Origin of the sequence: Polyangium sp. 15x6 (genome assembly GCF_029960785.1) — a bacterium.
Lineage (GTDB): Bacteria > Myxococcota_A > Polyangia > Polyangiales > Polyangiaceae > Polyangium.
Genome location: NZ_JASBQE010000262.1, coordinates 1 through 899 on the forward strand (window position 1 = coordinate 1; position 899 = coordinate 899).

An 899-nucleotide genomic window follows, 5' to 3' on the forward strand; every position below is an offset into this window, starting at 1 on the left:
GCCGGCAAAGCCGTCGAGGAGTCGCCCCTCAAGGAGCTGCTCGATGTCGTCGAGCAGCTCCGCGCGCAGGATCTGGATCCTGAGCCGCCCGGCGGCGGAGGTCCCCGTATCCGCGAAGGAGTCGCCAAGGATCGACGCATCTCGGTCGAAGATCCAGAGATGCGCCACGGTCGCAAAAGCAAGACCAAGCGATTCAACGGCTACAAGCAGCATATCGCGAACGACCTGGACACCGAGCTCATCCTGGCGTGCTCGATCACCCCAGCCAATCGGCCAGAGGGAGAGGGCGCAGCAGGGCTGAAGGAAGACCTTTCTCGGTCGCCGCGACGCGCTGACATTGGAGAGGTATACGTCGACCGGGCTTACGTGGACAGCAAGCTCATCGAGAGCGCAGAGGAGAACGGTGCGACGGTCCTCTGCAAGCCCCGAAATGCGACGAATGGCTCACTCTTCTCCAAGTCGGACTTCAAGATGAATTTCCGACTCTTGACCATCACGTGTCCCGCAGGTCAGACGCAGAAGCTCACGTCAGGTGGGCTCGTGCAATTCAACGCGGCAACTTGTGGGCCGTGCCCCCTCCGAGCGCGTTGCACGAAGGCCGCGAACGACGCTGGGCGAACGGTCAAGATTGCCGATGACGAGCAGCGGCAACAGCGTTTCCGGAGGCTCGTCCAGACGGCAAGCGGGCGCGATGCGCTCCGAAAGCGCGTGCATGTCGAGCACCGGCTCGCCCACCTGGCAGCCAAGCAAGGGCCGCGAGCACGGTATCGCGGCGCGCGCAGGAACCTCTTCGACCTCCGCCGCTACGCAGCCTTCCTGAACCTCGAAGTGATCGAGCGGCGTGGCCGAACGGCTATGGCCGCGTGATCATGATGGAAACGAACTGAACGATGCTCTAG

The 899-nt window shown here is 63.2% G+C and carries 2 protein-coding genes; one reads left to right on the top strand and one right to left on the bottom strand.

The genetic code is table 11. The features are described from left to right. Positions 1 to 213, bottom strand: a 213-nt coding sequence (locus tag QHF83_RS53350) for a hypothetical protein (RefSeq protein ID WP_282425889.1), incomplete at its 3' end; no start/stop codon positions are given. Here QHF83_RS53350 and QHF83_RS53355 point away from each other — a divergent pair. Continuing rightward, a complete protein-coding gene (locus QHF83_RS53355) occupies positions 160 to 867 on the top strand; it encodes a transposase (protein ID WP_282425888.1) in 708 nt (235 codons plus the stop codon). The two genes, QHF83_RS53350 and QHF83_RS53355, sit on opposite strands and share 54 nt — an antisense overlap. Positions 868 to 899: the final 32 nt, after the last annotated feature.

Coding starts and splice junctions, on each gene's coding strand:
- QHF83_RS53355 (WP_282425888.1), top strand. CDS start 160: ATGCGCCACGGTCGCAAAAGCAAGACCAAGCGATTCAACGGCTACAAG.